This window comes from Mesorhizobium sp. M0870 (assembly GCF_040319775.1).
In the GTDB taxonomy this organism is placed as follows: domain Bacteria; phylum Pseudomonadota; class Alphaproteobacteria; order Rhizobiales; family Rhizobiaceae; genus Mesorhizobium.
Map to the genome: position 1 here is coordinate 56,296 of NZ_JAMYOI010000022.1, position 22,014 is coordinate 78,309.

Consider the following 22,014-nt stretch of genomic DNA (forward strand, 5'->3'; position numbering starts at 1 on the left):
ATGGTTTATGGCTGCTGCCGTCGATTATGCATGTCGTTCAAAAGTGGGGACCAGTTTTGAAACAATGGCATGCAACTGGCATTGAAATGGCGCCGAAAGGGCGAGATCCAATCATGTTCTTCAAGCGAGTTGGTCAATTGAAAGCACCGCAGAGGGCTGTTTTCCTGGCGCTTTCAGTAGTTGTTCCATCGCTCTTTCTGTCGGCCTGCATGTCGTCGGAGAAAGATATCGACCTGTCGACCTATGTCGACCAGACCGAGCCGGCCGATGTTCTCTACAATCAGGGCCTTGCCAATCTCAATGCCGGGCGCCTGCAGGAGGCGAGCAAGAAGTTCGACGCCGTCGACCGCCAGCATCCCTATTCAGAATGGGCCCGCAAATCGATGGTGATGGGCGCTTTCGCCGACTATCGCCAGGGCAATTACGATGAGGCGATCGGCTCGGCCAAGCGCTATCTCACGCTTTACCCGTCGACCGATGACGCCGCCTATGCGCAGTACATCATCGGCTTGAGCTACTACCGTCAGATCAAGGACGTGACGCAGGACCAGAAGGAAGCGCGTCAGACCGTCCAGACGATGCAGGATCTGGTCACGCGCTGGCCGACATCGGAATATGTCGACGACGCCAAGGAAAAGATCCGCTTCGCCAACGATCAGCTGGCCGGTAAGGAAATGCAGATCGGCCGCTACTATCTCGAGCGGCGTGAATACATCGCCGCCGTCAAGCGCTTCCGCACCGTGGTCGAGAACTATTCTAACACCCGCCATGTCGAGGAGGCGCTCGCCCGCCTGACCGAAAGCTATTACGCGATGGGTCTGACCTCGGAGGCGCAGACCGCCGCCGCCGTGCTCGGCACCAATTACCCTGACAGTTCATGGTACAAGGATTCATACAAGCTCTTGCAGAGCAATGGGCTTGCACCGCGCGAAAATGCCGGGTCGTGGATATCCAAGGCCGGAAAGATGATCACCGGCGCCTGATCCCAAGCAGACGTTGCAGGCTTCACCAACGCGCCGTCTGCCTGGTTTTGTTGCTTGTCGCGGGTTTTAGCCGCAAAACCGCACGACACTTTTGCGGAACCTGCCTGGAGCACTCGGATCGAAGCGTGCGCTTTTTCGGATTGATCCGGTGCTCAAACAAAAAGATAGTGCGGCGCTGCGACTCCAAACCGTCGCGTGCCGTTCTAGATTTGGGTTCTGATGCTTTCCAGACTGTCGATCCGCGATATCGTCCTGATCGAGAAGCTGGATATCGACTTCCAGCCGGGTCTTTCGGTGCTGACCGGCGAAACCGGTGCCGGAAAATCCATCCTGCTCGATGCCTTGTCGCTGGCGCTCGGAGCGCGCGGCGATGCTTCGCTGGTGCGCCATGGCGCGGCGCAGGGGCAGGTCATCGCCGTCTTCGACGTGCCGCGTAACCATCCGGCGCGTACGCTGCTTGCCGACAATGCGATCGAGGATGACGGCGACATCATCCTGCGCCGCCTGCAGACGGCGGACGGCCGCACCCGCGTCTTCGTCAACGATCAGCCTTCAAGCGTCACCCTGATGCGCGATGTCGGGCGCGCGCTGGTCGAGATCCACGGCCAGCATGACGAGCGCGCGCTGGTCGATCCCGGAGCGCACCGCGAGGTGCTCGATGCTTTCGGTGGCCATCTCGGCGCCGTCCGCTCGACCGGCGAGGCATGGCGGCACTGGCGCGCCTGCGAGCAGGAGCTGTCGCGACACCGCGCCAAGGTGGCGGCGGCGGCGCGCGAGGCTGATTATTTGCGCGCGGCGGTGGCGGAACTGACGAAGCTCGATCCGCAGCCGGGCGAGGAGACCGATCTCGCCGAACTGCGGGCGTCGATGATGCGAGCGGAGAAGATCGCTTCCGAAATCCATGATGCGCAGGATGTGCTATCCGGCCCGTCCTCGCCCTTGCCGCAACTGGCCAGCCTGCTGCGGCGGCTGCAGCGCAAGGTGACGGAGGCGCCCGGCCTGCTCGACGATGTCGTCAAATCGCTCGATGAGGCGATGCTGTCGCTCGACGCGGCGCAATCGGGCGTCGAGGCAGCATTGCGCGCCACCGAATATGATCCGCAACGGCTGGAGAAAGCGGAGGAGCGGCTGTTTTCGCTGCGTGCGGCCTCGCGCAAGCACAGCGTCGCCGTCGACGATTTGGCGCAGCTGCGCGACACGATGTCGGCCGATCTCGCCGATCTCGATGCCGGCGAGGAGCGCCTGCACGGGTTGGAAAAGCAGGCCACTGCCGCGCGCGAGACCTATGACATTGCCGCCGCGCAGCTGTCCTCGCTTCGTCATGCGGCGGCGGTCGGCCTGACCAAGGCGGTGATGGCGGAATTGCCGGCTCTGAAGCTCGAACGCGCCGCCTTTATCGTGGAAATGAAGAGCGAGGTCGAAAGCCGCATGGAAGAGGGGATCGATCAGATCGAATTCTGGGTGCGGACCAATCCAGGCACGCGGCCCGGGCCGATGATGAAAGTGGCCTCCGGCGGGGAGCTTTCGCGCTTCCTTCTGGCGCTGAAGGTGGCGCTGGCTGACCGCGGCTCGGCACCGACGCTGGTGTTCGACGAAATCGACACCGGTGTGGGCGGCGCTGTCGCCGACGCTATCGGCCAGCGGCTGGCGCGGCTGTCGAAGCGCGTGCAGGTGCTGTCGGTGACGCACGCACCACAGGTGGCGGCGCGCGCGGCGACGCATTTCCTGATCTCCAAATCCGGCACCACCGACCGTGTCGCCACAGGCATTGCCGAAATGGATCGGCCGGCGCGGCAGGAAGAGATCGCACGCATGCTGGCCGGCGCCACCATCACCGACGAGGCGCGCGCCGCCGCGGAGCGGCTGCTGCGTGAGAATACCGCCGTTTCCTGATGGCGCTGCTTCCCGATCGGGGGTGCCTCTAACTGGTGAAATTCGACACACGAACAGAGTCAGCATATGGCTCCATCCTGCTGTTTCGGCGTGGTTTTGTCAGAATTCAGCTCCCTTCCATCCGAATCCTGATCTATTGTCCCGGGCCAACAGCAGCCAGGTGCAAAACCATGTCCGAAAAACCAGTCGATGCCCTGACCGAAAGCGAGGCCGAAGCTGAGCTGAAGCGCCTCGCGGAAGAGATCGCCGAGCACGATCGGCGCTACCATACCGAAGACGCGCCAGTTATCACCGATGCAGAATATGATGCGCTGGCACGGCGCAACCTTGCCATCGAGGAGCGCTTTCCAGCGCTGGTTCGCGAGGACTCGCCATCGCTGAGGGTTGGTGCAGCACCCGCGGAAGGCTTTACCAAGGTGCGCCACGCCGTGCCGATGCTCAGCCTTGCCAAGGCCTATACCGACGATGACGTCACGGATTTCATCGAACGCGGGCGGCGGTTCTTCGATCGCGACAAGGAGCTCGACATCGCCTTCACCGCCGAACCGAAGATCGACGGGCTGTCGGCTTCGCTGCGCTACGAGAACGGTGTGTTCGTGCAGGGCGCGACGCGTGGCAACGGCGCCGTCGGCGAAGACATCACCGCCAATTTGAAGACTATCGCCGACATCCCTGCGAAGTTGAAAGGCTCGGGCTGGCCCGAAACCATCGAGATCCGCGGCGAGGTTTATATGACCTATGCGGAATTCGAGGCGCTGAAGCAACGCTCGGCAGCGGCCGGCGGCCAGGACTATGTCAATCCGCGCAATACGGCGGCCGGGTCGCTGCGCCAGAAGGATCCGTCCGTCACCGCCAGCCGCAACCTCAAATTCTTCGCCTATGCCTGGGGCTACACCTCGGCGGATCCCGCTCCGACCCAATATGATTCGGTACAGAAATTCGCCGAGTGGGGGTTCAAGATCAGTCCGCTGATGGTGCGGGCGAAATCGGCCGAGGAGTTGATCGCGCATTATCATCGGATCGAGGAGCAGCGCTCGGCGCTCGGCTACGATATCGACGGTGTCGTCTACAAGGTCGACCAGCTGGAATTGCAACGCCGATGGGGCTTCGTCACCGGCGAACCGCGCTGGGCGGTCGCGCATAAATTTCCGGCCGAACAGGCGATGACGACCGTGCAGAAGATCGACATCCAGGTCGGCCGTACCGGTACGCTGGCGCCGGTTGCGCGGCTGGCGCCGGTCACTGTCGGCGGCGTCGTGGTCGAGAACGTCACGCTGCACAATGAGGACTACATCAAGGGCCTGGACAGCACCGGCGAGCCGATCCGAGATGGCATCGATGTGCGCATCGGCGATACGGTCGTGATCCAGCGGGCAGGCGATGTCATTCCGCAGATCGTCAGCGTCGTCATCGACAAGCGGCCTGCTGATGCGGTGCCTTACGAGTTCCCTCACACTTGCCCGATCTGCGGCTCGCCGGCGACGCGCGAGATCAACGAAAAGACCGGCAAGGAAGATTCCCGCCGGCGCTGCACCGGCGAACTGATCTGCCCGGCGCAGGCGGTGGAGGGATTGCGCCACTTCGTGTCACGCGGCGCCCTGGACATCGAAGGGCTCGGCGCGGAAAACATAGACACGTTCTTCAATGCGGGATTGATCAAGACCGCCGCCGATATCTTCACGCTCAGGGACCGCCGTCCGGCTGTCACCAGGGCGCTGGCCGAGCGCCGTGAGGAGCAGGCAAGGCAGCGCGAGGCCGCATCGGGCAAGACACGCAAGAATGTGCGCAGCGTCGAGGATCGCAACTATGAGGGCCTCGACAAGCTGTTCGCCGCCATCGATTCGCGCCGCGAGCCGGAGCTGGACCGCTTCATCTTCGCGCTCGGCATCCGCCATATCGGTGAAACGACGGCCGCCGTGCTTGCCCGCACCTTCTCGACCATCGAGGAGCTGATCCGCGTCGGCAAGGAGACAGCGGCAGCGGAGAATCCACATACAGTTTTCCCCTCGGTCAACGGCATCGGCGATACCGTGATCGATGCTTTGCGCGACTTCTTCGGCAATGAGCGCAATGACGACGTGCTTGACGCGTTGCTCCGCCAAGTCAAGCCGAAGCCGTATATCGTCAACGTCTCGGCCGACAGCGAGGTCGCCGGCAAGACGGTCGTGTTCACGGGCTCGCTGGAGAAGATGACACGCTCCGAAGCCAAGGCGATGGCGGAGCGCCTCGGCGCCAAGGTCGCGGGCTCGGTTTCGGCGAAGACCGATCTTGTCGTGGCCGGGCCAGGTGCCGGCTCCAAGCTGAAGCTCGCCAGCGAACTCGGCATCGAGGTGATCGACGAGGATGCCTGGCTGGTGCGGATCGGCAAGGCATGACCGGACCGTTCAGCGGCTTCGGCCCCAAAGCCATTCCGTTCCTCAAGGCGCTGGATTTCCACCAGAGCCGCGAGTGGTTCCTGGAGAATCGCGACCTCTTCGAAAAGGATTTGCGCGATCCATTCGGTGATCTCGTCGAGACGCTGACCGCGCGCTTCGCGGAGGCAGGTCTCGGCCTGCGCGGCGACCGCAAGAAGTCGCTGTTCCGGATCAATCGCGACGTGCGTTTCGCTAGGGATAAGCGGCCCTACAACAGGCATTTGTCGGCCATCCTGTCGCCCGACGGCACCAAGATGGAGCAGGGCGTGTTCTACGTGCATATCGGGCTTGAGCGCTGCTTTGCCGACATTGCCTGGTGGCAGCCGGAGCCTGCGCTGCTGCTGGCGATGCGCAAAGCCGTCGCGACGAAGCCGGACAAGTTTCGCGCCCTGGTGGCGGCGCTGAAGAAGAACCGGCTTGAACTCGAGACCGAAGGCCGTATGAAGCGTACGCCACGCGGCTTCGAGGAAATCAGCGATCCCGATCTGGTCGCCGCCATCCGCCACCGGCATTTCTATGTCCAGCATGTCATCGATCCGGCCGGAATCCATACGGCTGATCTGGTCGATGAACTCGTCGATTTCACCTTGCGCGCCAAGCCGCTGCTCGACTGGGGCAGGGCGATTGAGGGCAAGATCCCGAAGGAATAAGCGTCTAACTCAGCCGATCCAGCGATCATTTCCGCTGATCGTTTGGCTCAAGCGAATTCGTGTGACACGGCGAGGCGCGCCACCTACATACCGCGCTTCCCTTGTTGTTGTGCATGTCGTTATCCCTGCTACGCACTTTTGGGCGACATGTATCAGGAGTGGTTGATGGCGACGGACGCAATTTCGGAGAGCAGCGAAAGAAGCGATTTCTGGCAGGGCGTGCGGCTGTCGATGCCTGTCGTGGTGGCGTCGGCGCCGTTTGCGGTGCTGTTCGGTGCGCTCGCCGTCGACAATGGTTTCTCGGTCCTGGAAGCCTTCCTGATGAGCGCGCTGGTCTATGGCGGCGCCAGCCAGATGGTCGGCATCCAGCTGTTCGGCCAGCATGTGGCGCCGTGGCTGATCGTGCTGTCGATCTTCGCCGTCAATTTCCGCCACGTGCTCTATTCCGCAGGCATCGGCCGGCGCATCGCGCACTGGCCTGTCACCCAGCAGGCACTTGGTTATTTCATCCTCACCGATCCGCAATTCGCGGTAGCCGAAGCGCGGGCGCAATCGGGCCAGACAGTCGGCTTTGCCTGGTATCTGGGGCTTGGCTTGCCGGTCTATCTGTTCTGGATCGTCGAAAGCGCGCTTGGCGCGCTGTTCGGCAAGCTGATCCCCGACACGCATGCGCTCGGCATCGATTTCCTGCTGCCGATCTATTTCCTCGGTCTCGTGCTGGGCTTTCGCAAGCGGCCGCTGTGGCTGCCGGTGGTCGTCGCCAGCGCCGCCGCCTCGATCATCGCCTACAAGACGGTGGGCTCGCCTTGGCATGTCTCGATTGGCGCTGTTGCCGGTGTGCTGCTGGCGGTCATCCTGCCTCCCCATCACAGCGGCGTAAAGGCACGGCCATGAGCACGACCTTCTGGATCATCATCGCCGGCGCAATCGCGACCTATCTGACGCGCATCGGCGGGCATCTGGTCATCTCCCGCTTCGAAACCATCCATCCGCGCGTCGAGGCCGGTCTCAACGCCGTGCCGGCGGCGGTGCTGACGACGCTGGTGGCGCCGGAACTGTTGAATGCCGGGCCGGCGGAATGGGCGGCTCTGGTGGTCACCGCGGTCGTCTCGCTGCGCGGTGGGTTGATGGCGATGTTTCTGGCGGGTGCGGCAGTGCTGATTTTGGCGCGGCAGTTCGTGGGGTAAAATTCTAAGCGCGAATCGGTTTGGACGTTAGCGCCGCCTTTATTGCCCTGCCGGGCACTTCTCCCCGTAAACGGCCGGGCTGTCACGTATGGATTCTTGCGAAGAAGAACCCCCACCCTAACCCTCCCCACAAGGGGGAGGGAACGCTGCCGCGTGCCTTTAATTCTTCTTGGCGCCGAAAAGACAGGCGATTCTCCTGGGTCAGCGCCAACGGAAGTCTCCCTCCCCCTTGTGGGGAGGGGTTAGGGGTGGGGGTCCGTGCCGGGCAGCCATCTCAAGAATTCCATACGCGATAGTCCTGCCGTAAACGGGAGAAAGAAGCTCACCTCAAATCTTCGCGTCGTGCGGCAGCGGCGCTGTCGCCTTCTCCAGCCAGGCCAGCGTTTCGCCGTCGAGCATCGGGCCGATCTCGGTCAGCACGCGCGCATGGTACGTGTCCAGCCAGTGCAACTCGTCGCGCGTCAGGAGGTCCGACTGCACCAGTCTTGTGTCGATCGGCGCCAGCGTCAGCGTCTCGAAGCCGTGCATGGCGATATCGCCGCCCTCGATCTCTTGCGCCGACGTCACCAGGATCAGGTTCTCGATGCGGATGCCGTAGGCGCCTTCCTTGTAGTAGCCCGGCTCGTTGGACAGCATCATGCCTTCGAGCAGCTTTTCGGTGCCGGTGCGGGCGATACGCTGCGGCCCTTCATGCACGGCCAGATACGAGCCGACGCCATGGCCGGTGCCGTGGGCGAAGTCGCAACCGTGCTTCCACAGCGCCATGCGCGCGACGGCATCGATCTCGGAGCCGCGCGTGCCGGCGGGAAAGCGCAAGGTGGAAATGCCGATCATGCCTTTCAGCACCAGGGTGAAGCGTTCGCGCATCTCCTGCGTCGGCTGGCCGATCGGCACGGTGCGCGTGATGTCGGTGGTGCCGTCCTGATACTGCGCACCGGAATCGAGCAGGAACAGCTCGCCGGCCTGCAGCTTACGGCTGGTGGCGCGCGACACGCGGTAATGCATGATGGCACCGTTCGGGCCGGCGCCCGAAATGGTGTCGAAGGAGACATCGCGCAACGGCATCTGGGTCTCTTCGCCGGTCTGCCGGCGCTGTTCCTCCAGCCGGGTGACCACCGATATCTCGTCGAGCGATCCGGGTTTTTGCCGCTCCAGCCAGCACAGAAGCTTCGCCACGGCGGCACCGTCACGCCGATGCGCGGCGCGCGAGCCGTTGATTTCGGCCTGGTTCTTGGTGGCGCGCGGGATGCGGGCGGGGTCGGCTGCGGCGATCACGGTGCCGCCATTGGCCTCGACCAGCATGCGCAGCCTGTCGGCCGCCAGCACCGGATCGAGCGCGATTTTCGCGCCACTCTTGGCAAGTGCCGCAATCGCCGCTTCGAATTCGCCGGGCTCATGCGGCTCGGCGAGCTGGGTGAGGTAGGCCGCGACCTGGCGCGAGAACTTGCGCTTATCCATGAAAAGCTGGTGCGACCCATCGGCGGCGAGGATGGCGAAGCCGAGCGCCAGCGGCGTGTGCGGCACGTCGCCGCCACGGATGTTGAAGGCCCAGGCGATGGAGGAGGGGTCGGTCAGCACCGCATGGGTGGCACCATCCTTGGCGATCGCCGCCGCCAGCCGCGCCAGCTTGTCCTTGGCAAGCTCGCCGGCAAAGCCGATCGGGTGAAGCTCGACGGGAGCCACCGGCGCCTCGGGCTGATCCTTCCAGATAATGTCGATCGGGTTCTTGTCGAGCGGCACCAGCACAGCGCCCGATCTGTCGGCCGAAGCCTGCAGCGCCTTGACCTCGCTGATCGTGTGCAGCCATGGATCAAAGCCGAGCCGTGCGCCCTTGCCAAGATTGTCTTTCAGCCAGACGGCCGGGGGATTGTCGACCAGGCTTTCGATCGAAAAGACGTCGAGATCGACCTCGCTGCGCACCTGCAGCGTGTAGCGCCCGTCGACAAAGACGAAGGCGCGGTCGCGCAGGACGATGGCGACACCGGCCGAGCCGCTGAAGCCAGTCAGCCATTTCAGCCGCGCCGAGCGGTCGGCGACATATTCGCCCTGATGCTCGTCGGCACGCGGCACGATGAAGCCGTCCAGCCCGTTGGCTTCAAGCCATTGGCGCAGCAACGCCACACGCGGTTTACCGACGGCCGGGTCGCCGGCGGAATCGAAGGTCTGGAACATTGTGGGCCTCCTGCGGTCAGCGCAACCGTAGCGTACGGTCGCGGAAATCGGAATCGATTTCCGGCTGGGCGCAACCTGCTACAGCATCGCTTGGCTGACAATCGGCGGAACTTGGTCCAAGCTCGGTCGTTGCCGGCCTGCATGCCTCAATGCTTCAGATGGATCGTCACCCAGCCTTCGCGGTGCAAGGTGCGCACGTGGCGAAAATTCTGGCCGACATAGGCCGATATGACGGCGTCGCGCTGACGCTCGAGGATGCCTGACAGCACGACCGAGCCGCCAAGTGCGATGTGACCAGCCATTTGCGGCGCCAGCCGCATCAGCGGCCGCGCCAATATGTTGGCGACGATCAGATCGAAGGGCGCGCGCTTGCCGAAGATCGGATGGTGAAAGCCAGGCGCGGTTGCTGTTTCCACCAGTGCCTTGACGTGGTTGAGCCGCGCATTGGCGGCAGCCACCCGCACCGCCACCGGATCGATGTCGGTGGCCAGCACAGGAATATGCGCCAGCTTGGCGACGGCGATCGCCAGCACCGCGCTGCCGGTGCCGAGGTCGAGCGCATTGCGCGGATGCTCGCGCCGAACCACTCTTTCCAGCATTTCCAGGCAGCCGGCGGTGGTGCCGTGGTGGCCGGTGCCGAAGGCGAGGCCGGCCTCGATCTCGATGGCGAGCTCGCCGCTGTGGCGTTTCCTGCGGTCATGCGCGCCGTGGACGAAGAAACGGCCGGCACGCACCGGCTTCAGCTCTTCCAGCGAATGCGCCACCCAGTCGATGTCGGGCAGGGCCTCGCGCTTGATCGGCTTCGACAAAGCAAGCCCGGCAAGGATGTCCTTCAAACGGGTCTCGACCGCATCGACGTCGCCATCGGCATAGAGCGACACTTCGTGGATGTCCTTGTCCTCGTCGACCTCCAGGACGGCGATCGGCAGCCCTTCTTCCTCGAAGGCTGCCTCAAGCGCCGCAAAAATGCTGACGGACTCGGTCTTTCCGGTGGTGAAGTAAAGGCGCGTCTGGGTCATGAAATGGTAATCAGCCTTTCGCCGCCAGCCGCTTCAGCTTGGCGATGGCCGTATCGGCGCTTTCGCCGTAGGCGATGGTGCCGGCAAAGTCGCCATTGGCGTTGAGCAGCAGCACCGAGGCGGTGTGGTCCATCGTGTAGTCGCCGTCGCCGGTGTCGACCTTCTTCCAGTAGATGCCGAACGACTTGGCCATGGCATGGACCTTGTCCGGAGCGCCCGTGATGCCGACGATACGGTCGGAGAAATTGCTGACATAGGCGTTCATCACTTCCGGCGTGTCGCGCTCGGGATCGACCGAGACGAAATAGGCGTGCAGGTTCTTGCCGTCGTCGCCGAGCGTCTTCAGCCAGCCGGCCAGTTCGAACAGCGTGGTCGGGCAGACCTCGGGGCAATGGGTGAAGCCGAAGAAGACGACGCTGGGCTGCCCCCTGAAGGCGGCTTCGGTGATCGGCGTGCCTTTCTGGTCGACCAGGGTGAAGGCGGCCCCGAACGGTTCGCCGCCATAGTGGCCGCGGTACCAGTCGAAGGTCAGCCAGCCGATGCCGGCCGCCATCAGGACGAGAATGCCGACCAGGATAGAACGCATCATCATCAAAAGTCCGTCTGCAGAAATCGCCGCGCCGGCTCAATGCCGCGCCTGTGCGACAGTCTTAGCGGTTCGGCCTCGCACAGGCAAAGTGCCGCGTTGCCGCAACCGCGGCGGTGTCGACCTATCTGCTTGCAAAGCCGGGCTGCTCGCCCCACCTGTGACCGGCAACTCGAACCGCAGGAGGCTAGTTTGCGACGACTGGTTGGGCGACGACTGATTGGGCACGGACTGATTGGGCGGAAACTGATCGGCGGCGCCTTGGCCGCCTGCGTTGTCCTTGGCGCCGGTGCCGCGGTCGCCGAGGAAGTCGGCAAGGTCGGCGTCGACTGGCTCGGCAACGACATCATCGTCGAGGCGATCAAGGATCCGAAAGTGGAGGGCGTGACCTGCCATGTCTCCTATTTCGATCGCGGCATCATCGATCGCCTGCACAAGGGCAACTGGTTCGAGGATCCGTCCGATTCCTCGATCTCCTGCCGCCAGACCGGTCCGATCACCATCGGTGACATCGACATGAGCGAGGGCGGCGAGGAAGTGTTCAAGCAAGGCATCAGCCTGATCTGGAAGAAACAGGTGGTGAACCGCATCTACGACAAGGCCAACGAGACGCTGATCTATCTCTCGCATTCGCGCCAGGTGCAGAACGGCTCGGCCAAAATGTCGGTCACCACCGTGCCGCTCTACGGTCAGAACGTGGTGTGGAGCAAAGGCAAGCCGTAACAGGCTGCCGACCTTCGGACGATTGGTCCCGCTTGCGGGACCAATCGCTCGGGGGTAAAGCCGCCGGCATGGACCGTACTGAAAGTCTTGTGCCGAAGGATTCCGAGCCGCGCATTCATCCGACCGCGGAACTGAAGGCGTGCAAGCTCGGCCGCTATGCCTCGATCGGCGAGCGGGTGGTGCTGCGCGAGGTGAATGTCGGCGACTTCTCCTATTTTGAACGCCACTGCGAAGCGATCTACACGACGATCGGCAAATTCTGCTCTATCGCCGCCAACAGCCGCATCAATGCGCTGGAGCATCCCATAGAGCGGCTGACCCAGCACAAGCTCAGCTACCGGCCGAACGAGTATTTTCGTTGGCTGGGCGTCGATGCCGCCTTCCGCGAGCGGCGGCAGGCGAAAGTGGTGACCATCGGCCATGATGTCTGGATCGGCCACGGCGCGGTGATCATGCCTGGGGTCGCCGTCGGCAACGGTGCCGTCATCGGCGCCAACGCCGTGGTGACGCGTGACGTGCCGTCCTATGCGATCGTCGCCGGCGTGCCGACGAAGGCTCTCCGGCCACGCTTCGCTCCGGATATCGCGGCGCGGATCGAAGCTCTCGCCTGGTGGGACTGGCCGGTCGAAAAGCTGGCCAGAGCGGTTCCCGACATGCAGGCAATGCCGATCGAAGCGTTCCTCGATCGCTGGGAAAACGACGCCGTCTGACCAGCTCAAGACTTCGACGGTAACCAATTTTCTTAACGTAAAATATTAAAGTTAAGAAATGGAAAACGGATTGTATCCGTGAAATGAAACACTCCAAAGTTGCAAGAGTTTCGGCAAAATGCACTACTCGGTTCGGGGGTAAGTCGTAAGAAGTCGAAGAAAACACTACTAGCATCAATGGAGAGAAGTCATGAAGAAGTTCGCACTTGTACTCACCGCTGCTATGGTTTCGTTCTCGACTGTCGGCGCCTATGCCGGCGGCTGGGGAGGTAGCTCGGGTAGCCTGATCAATGTGTCGCCGTCCATCGGCGTCGGCCAGGTGACCGCGCTCAATGGCATCCTGAGTGGCAACAACATCCTGAGCGGCAATGTCGTCCAAGGCATTCTGAACGGCAACAAGACCAACGTCCTTACCGGCGTTCTCAGCGGTATCGGCGTCAATATCCTTGGCGGCAACAGCTACAAGCTCGGCAGCCGCCGCTGAGCAGGAGAATCACGGGCAATCATCTGTCACGTGTCGTGGGCAGGAGGGTCTTCAACACCCTCCTGCCTCCGCTTGTGGGTCTGCCCAGTCAAGCGCGGGAATGAGCTAGATCTTCGCCCGCAGGCCCACAAATGCATCGACCGTGTGCTCGCGCTCGTCGATCACGGTCTTGAAGGTCTCGGAAACGTCGACGCGAACGACAATGGCCATCGATTTGGTCGTGTTGTACGTCGCTTCGGCATAGACGCCTTTGCGGCGCTCCTGGTTCTCGTAGAGCAGGTTGTCCTTGAGCTCATAGAAGATGCCGGACGCGATGCCGAGGTTCTCGCGCACCTTCATGCCGAGTTCCAGCTCCGCGCGCTGCAGCCATGACGCTAGCGGATCGTCGGTTTCGGACGTTTCGTAGCGGCCGAAATAGGTGCCGCGCAGCTCGAAGCCGTGCGGCAGCGGCTTGCCGAAGGTGACCTGCCAGGTTGGGCGCCAGCGCCGGTAGATGTCGTCGGCGCCACGCAGGAACTGCGCGCCCAACGCCACGCCGAGCGTCGAGCCATCAGTGGCCTTGTAGGCCGCCTCGGCGCGCAGCGTGTAGGCGTTGAACGACAGGAACAGCGGCGGGTAACCGATTTCCTGAACGCTGGCGAACAGCGCGGACGCGGACGCGCCGAAGGCAAGCTGGCCAACTGTCTGGGTGACCCGAGCCGCCAACTGGAAGAGATTGCGGTCGGCATGCAGCTTCGCCGGCAGGATGAGATCTTCCTGGAAATGCGTCGCGCCGAGCTTTTCGTAGCTGTCGGCGGCCTCGAGGATCAGCGAGGTGGCGTTGCCGAGGTCGATGCCGAGTTGTGTCTGGGCGCCGAAGACCTGCTTGAACTCGCGCGTACCCAGCGTCAGCGGGCCGATGTCCAGATTGTCGCCGGTGCTGGAGACGCGATAGCTCAGCGATCCCCTCAGTTCGAGACCCGGGCCGAGCCGGCGGAAGGCCTCGGCCGACAGCGACAATCCGCGGTCGTCCTCGATCGACGTCTTGTCGAAATGCGTTACCTGAAAGTCCGCGCTGAGTTTCGCGTTGGCGTCGTTGTCGCCCCATTGCTGCTGCAGCGTACCGCGCAACAGTGTGTACCAGTCCTTGACCGCATGGTCGCTGTCCAGCGCGTTGTTGGTCCAATGCCGTTCGAGACTGCCGGTGATAGTCGGATCGGTCGCCATTTCGGCAGCCGGTGCTGTTGGTGGTTCTGCCCTGGCGCTCACGGTCGCACAGGCCATCAGCAGGCCTAGGCCGGCGCTGCCAAGCAATCTGCGGGAAAGTGGAGCGACCGTCCGTCTTTCTGCCGGTCGGCGCTTTCGGGAAACCATGCTCCGCGCTCTCCGGACTGAAACCCCTTCCGCCATGCGGGGGTGGCGCAGCGGAAGGGGCTGGAGGTAAACCGCTGTGAAGCGGAAGGAACAGGCACTCTTGCCTGCAGGGTTACTGTGACATTGAACCCATAAGCTGTGTTTTCTGCCTTATTCTCCTTATGCGTGCATTCGATTGCACTTACGTATTTGTTTGCGTCGGGAACCTGAAACGGTCGCTGATTGTTTCTCATCGCGCCGCAGCGTCGAGGATACGATAGATGGAAAAGCATTTCACCAAGGTCGCCAACTGGGTCGCCCGCATAGCCGGCCTGCCGCCTACATTCGCCGTCTGTTGCCTGATCGTCATCGTCTGGGCGGTGAGCGGTCCGTTCTTCGGCTTTTCGGACACCTGGCAACTCGTCATCAACACGGGCACGACCATCATCACCTTCCTGATGGTCTTCCTGATCCAGAACACTCAGAACCGCGACGGCGCGGCGATCCAGGCCAAGCTCGACGAACTGATCCGGGTCGGCAAGGGCCACAACCACTTCATAGGCATCGAGCATCTGACCGAATCCGAAGTCGAGGAAATCCGCGCCAAATGCGAGCGTGCGGCAAAGCGGCATGACGAACAGATCGCCGACATGGCAGCGAAGAAGGTTGTGACGAGGAAGCGCGGGTCGAAAAAGCAGGCGGCCTAAGATCAGTCCTTCATGAACGCCGCGAAACTGTCCTTGTGGTCCGGATGCCAGCGGGACAGGGCTGGGCGGTTCTCGATGATGTCGCCGATCGCCCAGGCCATGCGCTTTTCATCCAGCGGGCGGGCCGCCTCATTGTCCGGGCACAGGATGTAGAAATCGCCTCTGGTCAGGGATTCCAGCATGAAATCCACAACCTGTTCGCCGGTCCAGGCGCCGGCCGGTTTTTCCGTCGCGCCCTCGGTCAGGCCGGTAAAGGTGAAGCCGGGGATCAGCAGATGGGCAGCGACATGGGCGCCGGGTTCGTTGCGTAACGCATGCGCCAGGCCCTCGGTGAAGGTTTTCACCCCTGCCTTGGAGACATTGTAGGCAAGATTGCCGGGCGGCGTGGTGATGCCTTGCTTGGAGCCGGTGTTGACGATCAAACCCGGCCCGGCCGAGGCCAGCATTCGCGGCGCGAAGGCCTCCACGCCATGCACGACGCCCCAGAAATTGATGTCCAGCAGCCGTTTCCAGGCATCGCGGTTTTCCCATGGCTTTCCGGGATTGTCGCCGACGCCGGCATTGTTCATCAGCAGCGACACGCCGTCGAAGGCGCCGAACGCCCTCTCGGCGAGGCGGTCCACCTCATCCGCCTTCGAAACGTCGGCGGCGACGGCAAGCACGGCATCGTCGCCGGCAATCGCAGAAACGGCGCGCGAGGCGTCGTCAAGCCGCGCGCCGCCAATGTCGGCCAGCACGATCTTCATGCCCATCAGTGCAAGCCGCTTGGCGGCCGCCAGACCGATGCCGCTGGCGGCGCCGGTGATCACGGCGGCATTGCCTGGGGCAAGCGCGGGCAGGGCGGTCTGGATCTCGGCGTCGGTGATCATGGGCGATGGGTTCCTTGTTCGATGGCGCCGAACTTAGCGCCGGAGCCGGCCGGTGCAAGCCTCTGCTCGCCTTGTCGGGTTGACCAGTGCGGTCGAGGCTGCGCATGTTGCCCTTTGCCTCCGCAAAAGAGATTTTGCCCTGGGGACAAAACAAACTTTAGCCCTGGGGGCAAACGGAGATTTCCTGATTGACGGACTGGGTTGCAATCCTGAAGGAACAGACCGCCATTGGCGACCAGATGGGCCGCGAGGTGCCGCAGATGCTGGCCAATCCCGACATCAGCGAAACGCAGGTGAAGACGCTCTTTTCCGCCTTGGAGAAACAAGCCGAGTTCGTCGAGAAGCTGCGTATGGCGCTGGAAAAGTTCGGCCATGATTTCTCGATCATCAAGGCCGCGGAACGGCTGGAGGAGCGCTATGCCGACCTTGCCGCATCGGTAGCGGAAAAACTGAAAGCGATGCGCAAGTAACGCAACTCTGGGCAGCGCTTTGCCTTGAAATACGTGAAGACAGCTACTTTTCAATCACCCGCGCAAAGCGCGTATCCGGTACGAGCCATATCATCGCGACCAGCACATAGAGCGCGACGCCGATCCACTGGCTGACGAGGGTCAGCACGACGGCTGCGATGTAGACAGCCAGCGAGAGCTTCCCCTTGCGGTCAGTACCCAGCGCCTTGGCAAAGGCGGTATCATTGCCGTGCAGCCGATGCAGCGCGGCGGCGAGTATGGTGTAGGCGATGGCGCATAGCGCGAGGTCGGTGCCATAGACCGCGACCGGCACCGGCGCAAAGTGGTTCTCGCCCATGAAGGCTGTCGTCACCGGCATCAGCGACAGCCAGAACAGCAGATTGAGGTTGGCCCACAGCACGCGCCCGTCGACCCGCTGCACGGCGTGGAACATGTTGTGCAAATTGTTCCAGTAGATGCCGACATTGATGAAGGACAGCACGTAGCAGAAGAAGATCGGCCACAACGGCACCAGGGCGGAGAAATCCTCGCCATGCGGCACTTTCAACTCAAGCACCATGATGGTGATGATGATGGCCACGACGCCGTCGGTAAATGCCTCGACCCTGCCTTTGCCCATGGGTCCCACCTTTGCCCGCGATGAATTGTCGAAAGAGAGTAAACGCTAGCGGATGTTGGGGAGCCAATAAATGGCAACCGGGGAATTCCTCAACCATGTCCAAGGAAAATCCGGCATCAGTCCCGCTGGTCAGGACGATTACGGCCGCCCACCGTTGACTTTTCTTGGCTTGGCCGCTCCTCTTGCAGGGCAGTCTTGGCCGAAGCAGATGTACGGCCGGGATTCGAATGGAGGGGACTGATGAGATTTCGTTTTCTGCTTGTGGTCGCGACCATCCTGGCCGCGGTCTGCGGGACGTCGGCCGCGGCCTTCGCCTACAGCGCCCACACCTCGACCAACCTCAACGTCCGTAGCGGGCCGGGAGCGGGATACGCCAGAGTGGGAACGCTGCCCGCTGGCTTCAGGGTCAATGTCACCGGCTGCCAGCCGGGCTGGTGTAGAATCCACGGCGGCGGCGTGAGCGGCTGGGCCAGCGCCGGTTATCTCGAACGCTCCCAAATCGTTCGCCCGCCGATCATCATCGTGCGCCCGCCGCATCGGCCGCACTGGCAGCACAGGCCGCACCGTCCTCCACACCATCGCCCGCCGCACAAGCCGCGCCCCGGCAAGTGCAAGATCGCGCCCGGCTTCCCCTGCAGGTGAGGCCGACCGGTTGAGCGATAGAGGACGGATCGGAGCCGCTGGCCCCGATCCGAGCCTGTTCAGCCGGCGGATATCCCGCTCAAGCAATGTCCACGGTGCTGTCAGGAGCCTCCCTGTCGGCTGGAACGTCGTGGATGAAACCGCGTTAAATCCTCGATCCCCGAAATTGGTGACGAGGTTGGCCATGGCCATTCGCAATTTTGCGCATACGCACGAAGGAGCAGGTGGCGACGCTCTTGCAATCCCCACCGTCGCCGCGATGATTGCGGTGCTGTTTGCCGGCAGCACGGTGCTGACGCCGCTCTATATCGTGTACAAGCAGCAATTCGGCTTTTCACAAATCACCCTGACGCTGATCTACGCCGTGTATGTCGTCGGCAATCTGGCGGCATTGGTGATGTTCGGCGGGGTGTCCGATGTCGTCGGGCGCCGGCCCGCGAGCCTGGCGGCGATGCTTGTCGCCATCGTCAGTGCGCTTGTCTTCCTGTTTGCCGGAAACGTCGTCTCGCTCGACGTCGCCCGCATCCTGAGCGGGCTTGGCATCGGCGTCGGCGCGGGGACCGGAACCGCGTGGATTGCCGAGCTTCTTCCCGGCGCGGACAAGTCGCGCGCCAGTGTGATTGCCACCAGCACCAATTTCCTCGGCCTCGGCTTCGGCGCACTGATTTCGGGACTTCTGGGGGAATATGAACCATGGCCGTTGCGGCTGATCTTCATCGTCTATCTGGCAGCACTTGTGGTGGTAACGATCCTGGTCTGGCGCACTCGCGAAACGGTGGCGAAGCCGGGCGGCCTCGGGCGGATTTCCTTGCGGCCGCAACTTTCCGTCCCGGAGGAGATCCGTGCGCGCTTCGTGGCGCCGGCGGTGACCGGCTTCGGCGCGATGGCGCTGGTCGGGTTCTACGCCGCCTTGGCGCCGAGCATCCTGGCGCAGCAGCTGCATGTGACCAACCACGCCATCGCCGGCGCGCTGTTCTTCGAACTGGCGATCGTCACCGCGATCAGCATCGTCGTTCTGATGCACATGAAGAGCAACAAGGCGATGCTGGCTGCGCTGGCATTGATGATCCCAAGCGTGGTGTTGGTGGTGGCGGCGCAGATACTGGCCTCGATGACACTGATGGTTGCTGCGACGGCCTGTTGCGGCGTTGCGGCGGCGCTTGGTTACCGTGGCGGGCTGCAAGTGGTGAACGAGATCGCGCCGAAGGATCGTCGCGCCGAAGTGGTGTCCAGCTTCTTCATCTGCTGCTTTGTCGGCAATGCCTTGCCTGTCATCGGCATCGGTATCGTTTCGACCTATGCCAGTCCCATCACTGCCAGCCTGGCGTTCGCCGGCATGATCGTGGCGTTTGCGCTGGTGGCACTGGGTTTTGGATTGAAACAGAGGCGTTGAAGTTTGGGGGCGATCCAGCGCAACCTGGCTTCAGCCGTTCGGTGTTTCAGGCGAAAGATGCGCGCGTCCGCGCGGCACGCCAAGACCGGTGTCCGGCGGCTCGCCGGCCGCCGGCCTGTTCTCGATCATGTGCGTGGTGCGCCAGCGGCCGAAACGGTAGTAGGCCGCCGCCAGTACAAGCGAGCTGATCGAGCCGGCCGGGAAACTCCACCACAGCGCTTCCTCGCCGATCACGCCACGCATGAAATAGGCAAAGCCGGTGCGCACGACCAGCACCGAGATCATCAGGATGATCAGCGGCGGCATCACGGCACCCGTGGCTCGTACGGTGGCAAACAGCACGATGGTTATGCCGAACAGGATGAACGACCACGAGGCGACATTGTTGATGTGGACGGCGATGTCGATCGCCGCGCTGTCGCTGCTCAGGAACAGGCTCAGCACCGAACGGTCGAAAACCGACAGCACGGCAACCAGCGCGCCGGTCAGGACCAGGTTGAAGCCGACGCCGGAGGCGGCGATGCGGCCGATCCGGTCCCAGCGCCCGGCGCCGACATTCTGCGCCGCCATCGAGGACACCGCGGCGCCGATGGCGAGCGCTGGCATCTGGATGTAGGTCCACAGCTGGGCGGCGATGCCATAGGCGGCGGCGACCTGTGAGCCGTAGGAATTGACGATACCCATCACCGTCAATGCCGCCGCGGAGATGACAATCATCTGCAGACCCATCGGCACGCCCTTGAAGACGACGATGCGCAGCAAGGCGGGATCGGGCCGCAGCAGAGCGAGGTTGGCGCCGGCCAGCCGCAGCGGATGCTTGCGCACATAGAGCACGATCAGGATGGCGATCACGCTTACCGTCTGGCCGATCAGCGTGGACGTGGCGGAGCCCGCAATGCCGAGTTCGGGAAACGGTCCGATGCCGGCGATGAGCAATGGGTTGAGCACGATGTCGAGGACGACGGCCAGCGCCATGAAGAAGAAGGGGGTGCGTGAATCGCCGGCGCCGCGCAGCACGGTCATGACGAAGGACAGAAGGTTCATCATCGGCACGGCGACGAAGATGATCCGCAGATAGGACCGCGCCAGCGGCAAGGCATCGGCCGGTGTGCCGAGCGTGTTGAGAATGGCGTCGACCCAGATCCAGCCGCAGACCGCGAAGATAACCGAGACGAGGAAGAAGAACGTCGCGCTGGTGCCGACGATGCGGCGCGCCTCGGGCAGGTCGCGGGCACCGACCGACTGGGCCACCAGGATGGTGGCCGCCATGCCGATGCCGAACACAGTGCCGAGGATCAGGAACAGGACGAGGTTGGCATGGAGGTGGCGGTCAGCGCCGATTCGCCGAGGAAACGGCCGACCCAGACGGCGTTGATCGAACCGTTGAGCGACTGCAGCACGTTGGAGCCGAGCACCGGCAGGGCGAACAGCAGAAGCGTGCGCGGGATCGGGCCGCTGGTCAGGTCGCCGGTGCGCCGGCGCGGGGGATTTTTTTCGTCCATGGCGGGCAGCTCGGCAGATGGTGATTTGAATCCAGTCCACGATGATATCGCAGGCGGGACCGAGATGCACCCTTGCGAACGCGCCGCACAGTTGAAAGCCGCTGCCCCGTTCATGCCCAGCCGCGAGCCCCAGCGGACGCGCCAAGCGCGCCCGCCCGTGCAGTGGTCGTTACTTCTTGGCCAGACCCGGCAGCGTGACCTGATAGACCAGGAACATGGTGTCGACGTTGGCGCCGTCTTCGGCCTTGTAGGGCGCGCCGACCTGAAAACCGTCCTGGGCGAGGAAGTCGTTGTCGTTGGCGACGAACAGGAAGTAGTCGTCGGGCAGCTTCGCATCGAGCACGCTGACCACTGACATCGCCTCCCACTTCTCGGACAGGTTATCCTGGTCGTTGGGCGCGCCATTGTGCAGGCCGAAGCGGCCGAGCTCGGCACTGTCGTTGATGTCGATGAATGGCGTCAGCTTGGCCGGTGTCACCGATGGGTCGACGACGCCCTTGGGGGCGACCGGCTTGTCAGCGGCGTCGAAGGCGCCGCCGGCGATGTCGGTCGCGGCCGAGACGTCGACGACGAAGATCTGGCGCACAAGCGAGGTGTCGCCCTTCAGCCCCTGGCCGTTGCCGCTGTCGCGCGCCAGCATCAGGAAGGTCTGATCCGACAGTGCCACGATCTCGCTCTGCGCGGCGACCTTGGTCTTGCCCTTGGCATCCTTGAACACCGGCAGCGGCACGACATACTCATGCGCCAGCTTGAGGTGGGCGGGGTCGGACGCGTCATAGACCAGCGCACGCGTGTTCTGGCGCGTCGCGGGAGAATCGCCGCCGTCCTGCCTTGTCGCCGACTGCAGCACGGCGATCACGAACTTGCCGTCCGGCGTCAGTGCCATGCCTTCAAGGCCCTGGTTGTTCTGGCGGCCGGTTTCGGGATCCTTCGGATCGGGCTCGGCGGCACCGGGTCCCGGATTGTCCGAGGCGAAGTTCGGCGTGCCGTGGCGCATCGGCACGAGGGCGGCCGGTGGCTGGGTTGCCGACAGCAGATGTCCGTCGGCGGAAAACCGATAGATGTTCGGGCCGTATTCGTCGGAGATGAACATCGATCCGTCGGGCAGCCGCACGATCGCCTCGTTGTCGAGCGCCAGCTTGCCGTTGTCGGCCTGCGGCAGGATCGGCATGTCGGCGCTTGCCGCGCGCACGCCGTTGAGCGGATCGAGGCCGGTGGCATCGGCGCCCTTGTCGTCGGTGAGAAGCATGGTGTCGGCAAGCGTCGCCTTGACGCCGGTCTGCCGCTGGCCGGCAGCAGGTGCCGCACCTGGTGCCACCGGGGTAAACTCGATGCCGATCGTGTTGAGGCGCGGCCGGTAGTCGGTGGTACCGACGACATTGTAGCCGCGGTCCGGCAGCAGCCAGAGCGAACCTTTGTAGCCGGCGGCCTCATGCGTCCAGCCTGATGTGTCGATCGACATGCCGGAGCCCGAACCAAACGTCTCGCCGAACTTGTCGCGCTGAGCGGCCGCGATGCGACCGACGCCGACCAGCCCCTTATTGACCGGGCCGCCGACGGTCGTGGTGCTGTCGGCAAGGGCCGGCGTCAAGGCGGTGAACAAGGCCAGCGCGACGCCGAGCGACGCGGTTCGGTACAGGTGTTTCATGGATAATCCTC

The 22,014-nt window shown here is 63.2% G+C and carries 22 protein-coding genes; 13 read left to right on the plus strand and 9 right to left on the minus strand.

The features are described from left to right. The first annotated feature begins 113 nt into the window (after positions 1-113). The 6 genes from NKH97_RS23690 (at position 114) to NKH97_RS23715 (ending at position 7,127) form a co-directional block, all read left to right on the plus strand. The gene (locus NKH97_RS23690; protein ID WP_023813133.1) at positions 114-983 is read left to right on the plus strand and encodes an outer membrane protein assembly factor BamD; all 870 of its coding nucleotides are present in this window, start codon (positions 114-116) and stop codon (positions 981-983) included. A gap of 219 nt (positions 984-1,202) precedes the next feature. Further along, positions 1,203-2,876, plus strand: coding sequence for a DNA repair protein RecN (gene recN, locus NKH97_RS23695; protein WP_352442242.1), 1,674 nt, complete (start codon positions 1,203-1,205; stop codon positions 2,874-2,876). 170 nt (positions 2,877-3,046) lie between these two features. Further along, positions 3,047-5,251 (plus strand): NAD-dependent DNA ligase LigA, encoded by a 2,205-nt coding sequence (gene ligA / locus NKH97_RS23700; RefSeq protein WP_127296004.1) that lies wholly within the window; start codon positions 3,047-3,049, stop codon positions 5,249-5,251. Then, positions 5,248-5,940 (plus strand): DUF2461 domain-containing protein, encoded by a 693-nt coding sequence (locus tag NKH97_RS23705; protein ID WP_352442243.1) that lies wholly within the window; start codon positions 5,248-5,250, stop codon positions 5,938-5,940. The genes ligA and NKH97_RS23705 overlap by 4 nt, the downstream gene beginning before the upstream one ends. A 165-nt stretch (positions 5,941-6,105) precedes the next feature. Beyond that, a complete protein-coding gene (locus tag NKH97_RS23710) occupies positions 6,106-6,834 on the plus strand; it encodes an AzlC family ABC transporter permease (protein ID WP_128303502.1) in 729 nt (242 codons plus the stop codon). Next, positions 6,831-7,127 (plus strand): AzlD family protein, encoded by a 297-nt coding sequence (locus NKH97_RS23715; RefSeq protein WP_127296001.1) that lies wholly within the window; start codon positions 6,831-6,833, stop codon positions 7,125-7,127. Before NKH97_RS23710 ends, NKH97_RS23715 begins: the two co-directional genes overlap by 4 nt. A 327-nt stretch (positions 7,128-7,454) precedes the next feature. Here NKH97_RS23715 and NKH97_RS23720 read toward each other — a convergent pair whose 3' ends face one another. From NKH97_RS23720 to NKH97_RS23730, 3 genes are all read right to left on the minus strand, one after another. Then, positions 7,455-9,299: an aminopeptidase P family protein gene (locus NKH97_RS23720; protein WP_352776053.1), complete on the minus strand. Its 1,845-nt coding sequence runs from the start codon at positions 9,297-9,299 to the stop codon at positions 7,455-7,457. Positions 9,300-9,445: 146 nt separating this feature from the next. Beyond that, positions 9,446-10,318, minus strand: a complete 873-nt coding sequence (locus NKH97_RS23725; protein ID WP_352776051.1) for a 50S ribosomal protein L11 methyltransferase — start codon at positions 10,316-10,318, stop codon at positions 9,446-9,448. Positions 10,319-10,328: 10 nt separating this feature from the next. Then, complete coding sequence (locus NKH97_RS23730; protein ID WP_128303538.1) at positions 10,329-10,907, minus strand: SCO family protein; 579 nt, start codon at positions 10,905-10,907, stop codon at positions 10,329-10,331. Between the two features lie 228 nt (positions 10,908-11,135). Between NKH97_RS23730 and NKH97_RS23735 the strand changes: the two genes are divergently transcribed. From NKH97_RS23735 to NKH97_RS23745, 3 genes are all read left to right on the plus strand, one after another. Continuing rightward, on the plus strand, positions 11,136-11,627 hold the full coding sequence (locus NKH97_RS23735) for a CreA family protein (RefSeq protein ID WP_352551976.1): 492 nt from the start codon (positions 11,136-11,138) through the stop codon (positions 11,625-11,627). Positions 11,628-11,695: 68 nt separating this feature from the next. Beyond that, complete coding sequence (locus tag NKH97_RS23740; protein WP_352551811.1) at positions 11,696-12,337, plus strand: DapH/DapD/GlmU-related protein; 642 nt, start codon at positions 11,696-11,698, stop codon at positions 12,335-12,337. 190 nt (positions 12,338-12,527) lie between these two features. Further along, positions 12,528-12,821: a hypothetical protein gene (locus NKH97_RS23745; protein WP_352776049.1), complete on the plus strand. Its 294-nt coding sequence runs from the start codon at positions 12,528-12,530 to the stop codon at positions 12,819-12,821. 105 nt (positions 12,822-12,926) lie between these two features. Here NKH97_RS23745 and NKH97_RS23750 read toward each other — a convergent pair whose 3' ends face one another. Next, positions 12,927-14,027 (minus strand): hypothetical protein, encoded by a 1,101-nt coding sequence (locus tag NKH97_RS23750; RefSeq protein ID WP_352776047.1) that lies wholly within the window; start codon positions 14,025-14,027, stop codon positions 12,927-12,929. A gap of 407 nt (positions 14,028-14,434) precedes the next feature. Here NKH97_RS23750 and NKH97_RS23755 point away from each other — a divergent pair, with 407 nt between their 5' ends. Beyond that, positions 14,435-14,860 carry a low affinity iron permease family protein gene (locus NKH97_RS23755; RefSeq protein WP_352722485.1) on the plus strand — a complete coding sequence of 142 codons (426 nt, stop codon included), beginning with the start codon at positions 14,435-14,437 and terminating at the stop codon, positions 14,858-14,860. 2 nt (positions 14,861-14,862) lie between these two features. Here NKH97_RS23755 and NKH97_RS23760 read toward each other — a convergent pair whose 3' ends face one another. Beyond that, on the minus strand, positions 14,863-15,729 hold the full coding sequence (locus NKH97_RS23760; RefSeq protein ID WP_128303508.1) for an SDR family NAD(P)-dependent oxidoreductase: 867 nt from the start codon (positions 15,727-15,729) through the stop codon (positions 14,863-14,865). Between the two features lie 188 nt (positions 15,730-15,917). Between NKH97_RS23760 and NKH97_RS23765 the strand changes: the two genes are divergently transcribed. Then, entirely contained in the window at positions 15,918-16,199 is a 282-nt protein-coding gene (locus NKH97_RS23765; RefSeq protein WP_023813121.1) for a hypothetical protein, read from the plus strand. Positions 16,200-16,242: 43 nt separating this feature from the next. Here the strand turns inward: NKH97_RS23765 and NKH97_RS23770 are convergent, their stop codons facing one another. Further along, positions 16,243-16,818, minus strand: coding sequence for a TMEM175 family protein (locus NKH97_RS23770; RefSeq protein WP_352798880.1), 576 nt, complete (start codon positions 16,816-16,818; stop codon positions 16,243-16,245). A gap of 240 nt (positions 16,819-17,058) precedes the next feature. Here NKH97_RS23770 and NKH97_RS23775 point away from each other — a divergent pair, with 240 nt between their 5' ends. After that, complete coding sequence (locus NKH97_RS23775) at positions 17,059-17,460, plus strand: SH3 domain-containing protein (RefSeq protein ID WP_352798881.1); 402 nt, start codon at positions 17,059-17,061, stop codon at positions 17,458-17,460. 184 nt (positions 17,461-17,644) lie between these two features. Then, entirely contained in the window at positions 17,645-18,853 is a 1,209-nt protein-coding gene (locus tag NKH97_RS23780; protein ID WP_352798882.1) for an MFS transporter, read from the plus strand. Between the two features lie 30 nt (positions 18,854-18,883). On the opposite strand, the gene NKH97_RS23785 is transcribed toward NKH97_RS23780, so the two are convergent. From NKH97_RS23785 to NKH97_RS23795, 3 genes are all read right to left on the minus strand, one after another. Further along, positions 18,884-20,122, minus strand: a complete 1,239-nt coding sequence (locus tag NKH97_RS23785; protein WP_352798883.1) for an MATE family efflux transporter — start codon at positions 20,120-20,122, stop codon at positions 18,884-18,886. Between the two features lie 26 nt (positions 20,123-20,148). Continuing rightward, on the minus strand, positions 20,149-20,355 hold the full coding sequence (locus tag NKH97_RS23790) for a hypothetical protein (RefSeq protein ID WP_352798884.1): 207 nt from the start codon (positions 20,353-20,355) through the stop codon (positions 20,149-20,151). Between the two features lie 169 nt (positions 20,356-20,524). Beyond that, positions 20,525-22,003 carry an esterase-like activity of phytase family protein gene (locus NKH97_RS23795; RefSeq protein WP_352798885.1) on the minus strand — a complete coding sequence of 493 codons (1,479 nt, stop codon included), beginning with the start codon at positions 22,001-22,003 and terminating at the stop codon, positions 20,525-20,527. Between the last annotated feature and the right edge of the window lie 11 nt (positions 22,004-22,014).